This window comes from Nocardia sp. NPDC051321, assembly GCF_044455225.1.
GTDB lineage: Bacteria > Actinomycetota > Actinomycetes > Mycobacteriales > Mycobacteriaceae > Nocardia.
In genome coordinates, this window is record NZ_JBITEM010000010.1 from 412612 (window position 1) to 418864 (window position 6253).

The window sequence follows — 6253 nt, forward strand, 5'->3', positions numbered from 1 at the left end:
CCAACCCCATGCCAGCGACGAACCGGCGGTGATCACGGCAGCCGAAGCCGATGCCGCCGCGATCAGCACCGAGAAACACCCACTTGGTAAGCCGGGCAAGCGATTCGATCGCTGGTCCCCGTTCATGATCGGGATGACCGGTGCCGCCGGCGTCATCGTCACCGTCGGCTTCGGCAGGCTACTCCTCGACGCGCGCGACGCGCTGGTACTGGTGGTCGCGGCGCTCTTCCTCGCGATCGGCATCGAGCCGGTGGTCTCCTGGATGACCAGGCATCGGGTCCGGCGCGGCGTGGCCGTCACGATCGTCTTCGTCTGCGTGCTCGCCGGGTTCGCCGGATTCCTCGCCGCCGCGATCACGCCGTTGATCGATCAGGGCAGAGCGCTCATCGACCACGCACCGGACCAGCTGCGGCACCTCGAACAGACCTACCCGATCGTGCGCACCACCTCGGAACGCTTGCATCTGGACGACAAACTGCGCGAAGGCATCGCCACCGACACCTCATGGACCGGCGGCCTGCTCGGCGCGGGAAAAATGGTGTTCGGCGCCATCACCAGCACGGTGATCGTCGCGGTACTCACCGCCTACTTCTCGGCAAACTTCCCGAAACTACGCGCCTACGTTTACCGCTTCTTTCCGCACGCGCGGCGACCCCGCGCCATTCTGATCGGCGACGCCATCTTCACCAAGGTCGGCGGCTATGTCCTCGGCAACCTGCTGATCTCGCTGATCACCGCCGTGCTCACCTTCATCTGGTTGCTCACCTTCGATGTCCCGTTCGCGCTGGTGCTTTCGGTACTCGTCGCGGTGCTGGACCTGATCCCGCTGGTCGGCTCGACGCTGGCCGGCGCGATCATCGCGGTGGTCGCGCTGACGGTATCGCTCCCGGTCAGTCTCGCCACCGTCGGGTTCTTCATTTTCCTGCGGCTGGTGGAGGACTATCTGCTGGCACCCAAGATCATGGGGCGCACGGTTCAGGTCCCCGCCGTGGTGACGGTCGTTGCCGTGTTGCTCGGCGGTGCGCTGCTCGGCATCATCGGCGCCTTGCTCGCCATCCCCGTCGCCGCTGCCGTGCTGCTGCTGATCAGCGAGATCCTGTTCCCCCGCCTCGACCGGGTCACCGACGAAAGCGGCAACGCCGCAACGACTTCGACGGGATGAGCGACGAGCTGAACACGCATTCTCCTGATGCGCGCCCGACATCAGTCGCGCAGACACCGCTCCGGCGGCAACCGCCGGCACCCGGTCCCCTAGCATCGCGACCTGTGATCACCGTTGCCACGTGGAACGTTCTGCACCGCATCCATGCCGAGAATTGGTACGAGGACGTCTCCAGCCGGTGGCCGGACGAGGCCGCGCGCATCGACGCGGTCACGGCGCGGGTGGCGGCGCGAACCGAGTGGGTCATCGCGCTGCAGGAGGTCAGTGGTGATCAATTGATCAGCCTGCGGGCCGCTTTGCCCGGCCGCACGATCCACTCCATGGAGTATGTGCGCGTGCCGACCGCACGCAGGCACGCCAGCGCGCTGCGTGATCCCAGCGAGCACCTGGTGCTCATCGTCGACGGGCCGAGCCGCGACATCACCGCCGAGTCGTTCGCCGACGACCCCGGCAAGGGCGCGCTCGCGGTCAGCGCGGGCGGTGTTGTGGTGATCGCCACGCACGTGACCGGGGACCGGCGGCGCACCAAGCAGTTCGCCCGGCTGGCCGAAATGGCTTCCGTCACACCGGAGTATCCGGCGGTGCTGCTCGGCGACTTCAATATCGATCGGGCGACGGTCGCGTCGGCCCTCGGGGCGGGATTCACCGTCGCCGACCTGGCGCCGAACTCGCTGGCGACCCGACCGCGCACCTCGGGCGCGAAATCGCAGTTCATCGATCACGTGGTCGTGCGCGACGCGACCGTGCGTGAAGTGGTCGTCGAGGACGCGGGCGGGCTGTCCGATCACAACCCGGTCCGCGCGACGATCGCCTTGTGACGTCCGCGCTTTCGTAGTCGCAGGCCGGTCTGTCCGCCACCCCAACATTCGCAGCCAGCACAGGCTGTTGACGCGATTTCGCCGCCGCCGACCTCCGGCCCGGCCGAGAATGTTTCTATGGTCGAGATCAGCCGCGGGGTTACCACCGTGAACGGCATTCATATGCATTTCCGCCGCGCCGGATCGGGCCCGGCGCTGGTTTTGTTGCACGGCTGGCCGCAGACCGGCTACTGCTGGCGAAAGGTGCTGCCCGCATTGGCCGAGCGGCATACCGTGATCGCCCCGGACTTGCGCGGTTACGGCTACACCGACAAACCGACCACCGGTTACGACAAACGCAGCATGGCCTCTGACGTGGCCACGCTGATCGAATCGCTCGGCTTCGCCTCCGCGGCCGTCGTCGGGCACGACCGCGGCGCGCGGGTGGCGCACCGCTGGGCGCTGGATCGCCCGGACCAGATCACCAAGATCGCCGTGCTCGACATCATTCCCACCAGGGAGACCTGGCGCCGGATGGACGCCGCGCTCGGCCGCCGCTACTTCCACTGGCTGTTCCACCTGCAGCCAGATCTGCCCGAACGTCTTGTCGGCCATGACATTCCCGGCTACCTGCGGTACTTCTTCGAGACCTGGACGGTCAACCGGCACGGTCTGCCCGGCGAGGCCATCGACGAATACATCCGCGCTTTCAGCACTCCCGGCGCACTACGGGCCGGCTTCGACGACTACCGCGCCGCCGAGCTCGACGCCGAACACGACGGCACCTCCGCGGGCCACCGGCTCACCATGCCGATGCTCGCCGTCTGGGGCTCGGCCAGCTTCCTGGAACAGATTCCGGTACTGGAGGTTTGGCGTGACTATGCCGAAGACGTGCGCGGTGCCGCCATTCCCGACTGCGGCCACTTCATCGCCGAGGAACGCCCCGAGGCCCTGCTGAAACACCTCAACGAATTCCTCTGAGCTGTACCCCTATTCAACTATCCGCGGCGGTGGAGAGGAAGCCGCCGGAGGCATCGGCGTCCACCACTTCGGCGACATCCGTCAGCGGCCCGTCGCGTTCGTAGTGCCTTGGCGTGTGGAGTGAGTGAGATTCCGGGTCAGCGGGTGTCGCGTAGCCCGAGCGGTTCGACGATCCGCGACCGAACCTTCTCGTACCAGGGCCGATTGGTCACCTGCTCGATGATCAGGCCGAGCAGCACGCAACCGGCATTGGCATAGGCCCAGCCTGCGCCGGGGGCCTACCCGCACGAAGCCCGACGTCACCGAATCCAAATTCAGTGGCACACCTGGGCGGCATCGCGCGAGGAGGACCCCGCCGTGGTGTGCCACTGAATTGCGATTCATCTCGGCGGGGGCCGGGACAAGCGGTAGCCATGGCGCCGGAAGGCTCTGCCCGTGGTTGCCAACGGACTCTCGTGGTTGCGCTTGACCCAAGATCTGGTCACGGAACGGTTATCGGCCGTACTAGAGACCGACCAGTCTGAAACAATCAGGCCGCTCGTCTGAACGAATGATCGTGACCTGATACATCCCCGGGATGAAGGGTGCGACATGGTCGCTCTGAGCCGGTTATGGATTCGATTCACACTCTGCGCCGTCGCGCTGACGTTCGCCGCTGTCGGCGTGCCAGGAGTAGCGACGGCCGCACCGGTCGCGTCGCTCGGCGGCGGGTCCGGGATTCTGCTCGGGCGCGGCGTCTGCACGCTGACCACCATCGGGTACGACAGCGCGGACCGGCTGGTGGGACTCACCGCGGGGCATTGCACGGAAGTAGGGATGTCGGTGCGGGCGGAGCAGGCGCCGGACGCCGGCGTCGTCGGCACCGTCGCCGCGGTCGATCACTACGACGACTACGCGGTGGTCGAGTTCGATCGAGCCAGGGTCGCGCCGGTGCGCCAGGTGGCCGCGACCATGATCGGCGGTATCGGCACGCCACCACAGCAGGGTGACGTGGTGTGCAAGAACGGGCGGACCACCGGATACAACTGCGGCGTCGTGTGGGACACGCATCGGTGGTGGTTCCAGAACCAGTCCTGTTCGCAGCCAGGCGATTCCGGCGGACCGGTCACCATCGGCGATCGGCTGGTCGGCATGAATGTCGGGCACATCGGGGTGCGACTGGTCGGGGTCACCGTGTTCGACATGGTGTGTCATCCCCCGATCGCGCCGCTGCACGATCCGGCGGTGGCCACCCAAATCGGCATGGTGCTCGACGACATCGATCAAGGTGGCGGCGTCGGGTCGGGATTCCGGCCGCTCTGAGCGCATGCGACGATGAGCCGAAAAGCGGGGCGCCGGTAGGGCATTCCGCCCGACGCACCCCACAGGAGCTCGACGTGGAGCCCACCCGAGGACCCTCGTTCGCCCGTTACGTCGCCCTCGGCGACAGCCAGACCGAAGGCATCGGCGATCCCGACGGCAACGGCGGCTACCGCGGCTGGGCCGACCGATTCGCCGGCCTGCTCGCCGCCGCGGACCCGGGCCTGCGCTACGCCAACCTCGCCGTCCGCGGCCGCCGCGCCGCCGAAATCCGCGCCGAGCAACTCGCCCCCGCCCTAGCGCTGAAACCCGATCTCGCCACCGTGGTCGCGGGAATGAACGACGTCATCCGACCGCGCTTCGACCGGGCCGCGCTGCTCACCGACATCGAGGCCATGTTCACCGCGCTCACCGCGATCGACACCACGGTGGTCACGTTCACCTTCCCCGACATCGGCGCCGTCGCCCCATTCGCCCGTCCGCTGTCCGCGCGAGTACGCAGCCTCAACGCCGACCTGCGCGCGCTGGCCGCACGCACCAGCGTCACCCTCGTCGACTTCGAACCGGTCGTCGCGGCCACCCACCCGGCCGCATGGGACGAGGACCGACTGCACCTCAGCCCGATCGGCCACGACATCGTCGCCCGCGCCCTCGCCGCCACCCTCGCCGTCCCCGGAGCCGACAACACCTGGCGCGAACCACTACCGCCCGTCAGCCGCTCCCGCGCCGACACGGTCGCGACAGAATTCCGCTGGACCGTCCGCTACCTCGCGCCATGGATCGGCCGCAGGCTGCGCGGCGCATCCTCCGGCGACTCCCAAGAAGCCAAACGGCCAGAGTTGCTGCCGGTTCTGGCGTAATCGGTATGTGCTGAGCGTCTGCACTTGCTAGCGCCTCCCCTGGCACAGGGCGAGTATTCAACGCTCAGGTGGGGCGGCCGCGCAGGTATGCACGGCAAGCCAGCGGGCAGCTGCTGTCATGTCCCGGAGCCGCAGGCCGCCAGTGCCGCCGCCTCGGCGGCACTGGCGGCCTGCCGAAACCGGTGCGATCGGGGGCTACGACCGGAAGTAGTATGGCGCGGTGCGGACATCGGCGGAGGCAACGGCGCGAGTGCGCGGTGCGTTCGTCGGATCGGTGTCCGGTGCGGTGAGCATCGCCGCGCACGCGCTCGGTGGCGGCGACGTCTCCCCCGGTCAGTCATCGATCATTTTGTTGATCGCCGCGTGCACGGTGGTCGGGGTGGTTGCCGGCGCGCGGCAGGCTCGTTTCGGAGTCGGCGAAGTGATGGTGCTGCTGGCGATCGGGCAGGCGGTCGGCCATGTCGCGCTGACCATGTCTCGCGGCCACCACCACAGCACCGGCATGACCTCGGTCATGGTCGCGGCACACCTCGCGGCTATCCCGGTGGGCGCATTGCTCATCCGTGGCGCTGAAATCGCTTTCGGGCGAGCGGTATCCGCTGCGACCCGCGTCGTACGAGCGCTCGGCACTCGTCCCGCCGCACCCTTCGCACTCCACTACGCCGTCCCCGTCGGCCCGCTCACCGCGCCCCGGCGATTGCTGTTCAGCTCTGGATGCGGGCTACGCGGGCCACCACCGCATCGCTGAGCGCACGTTCCCACCGCTCGCGCGGTACGACCCAGTTGTTCTGTCGCACAGCACATTCCCGTGCTGCTACGAGACACGCCTACATCGAACGCTCGATCGGGTCACAGTCGACCTATCGGCGGGCCGACAACGGACCGGGTCCAACGTCGTGCCAACCAGCAATTGCCACGCGCTCGGACCCGCCCAGGGTGCCGGGCTCGAACCGGCCCGCGGCAGCCTGCCAACCGGTGCGCGCCCCCAAACTCCCCATGCAGCACCAGAATCCGCACCCTAACTCGGAATCCGCACCGGCTTTAGGGCCCCTATTTCGAGGCGGATTCAAGGAGTTAATGCAACACCCCTGATCAGGGAGTGTTATGGCGCCTCGTGTGTCGCGTGTTGTGTTGGGTCGGTTCTGGGGTTTGGT

The 6253-nt window shown here is 67.7% G+C and carries 6 protein-coding genes and 1 pseudogene; 6 read left to right on the forward strand and 1 reads right to left on the reverse strand.

The annotated features are described in order from the left end of the window. Positions 1 to 28 precede the first annotated feature (28 nt). The 3 genes from ACIA8C_RS25750 (at position 29) to ACIA8C_RS25760 (ending at position 2940) form a co-directional block, all read left to right on the forward strand. Complete coding sequence (locus tag ACIA8C_RS25750; protein ID WP_397138938.1) at positions 29 to 1162, forward strand: AI-2E family transporter; 1134 nt, start codon at positions 29 to 31, stop codon at positions 1160 to 1162. 104 nt (positions 1163 to 1266) lie between these two features. After that, a complete protein-coding gene (locus ACIA8C_RS25755) occupies positions 1267 to 1980 on the forward strand; it encodes an endonuclease/exonuclease/phosphatase family protein (protein ID WP_397138895.1) in 714 nt (237 codons plus the stop codon). Between the two features lie 117 nt (positions 1981 to 2097). Then, the gene (locus ACIA8C_RS25760) at positions 2098 to 2940 is read left to right on the forward strand and encodes an alpha/beta fold hydrolase (protein ID WP_397138897.1); all 843 of its coding nucleotides are present in this window, start codon (positions 2098 to 2100) and stop codon (positions 2938 to 2940) included. A gap of 137 nt (positions 2941 to 3077) precedes the next feature. Here the strand turns inward: ACIA8C_RS25760 and ACIA8C_RS25765 are convergent. Then, positions 3078 to 3206, reverse strand: a pseudogene (locus tag ACIA8C_RS25765) (serine hydrolase); the annotation flags it as partial. Positions 3207 to 3531: 325 nt separating this feature from the next. On the opposite strand from ACIA8C_RS25765, the gene ACIA8C_RS25770 reads away from it, so the two are divergent. The 3 genes from ACIA8C_RS25770 to ACIA8C_RS25780 all read left to right on the forward strand — a co-directional run bounded on the left by ACIA8C_RS25770 (position 3532) and on the right by ACIA8C_RS25780 (position 5847). Next, a complete protein-coding gene (locus ACIA8C_RS25770) occupies positions 3532 to 4242 on the forward strand; it encodes a hypothetical protein (RefSeq protein WP_397138899.1) in 711 nt (236 codons plus the stop codon). Positions 4243 to 4316: 74 nt separating this feature from the next. Next, the gene (locus ACIA8C_RS25775) at positions 4317 to 5099 is read left to right on the forward strand and encodes an SGNH/GDSL hydrolase family protein (RefSeq protein WP_397138901.1); all 783 of its coding nucleotides are present in this window, start codon (positions 4317 to 4319) and stop codon (positions 5097 to 5099) included. A 220-nt stretch (positions 5100 to 5319) separates the two neighbouring features. Further along, a complete protein-coding gene (locus ACIA8C_RS25780) occupies positions 5320 to 5847 on the forward strand; it encodes a hypothetical protein (protein WP_397138904.1) in 528 nt (175 codons plus the stop codon). Positions 5848 to 6253: the final 406 nt, after the last annotated feature.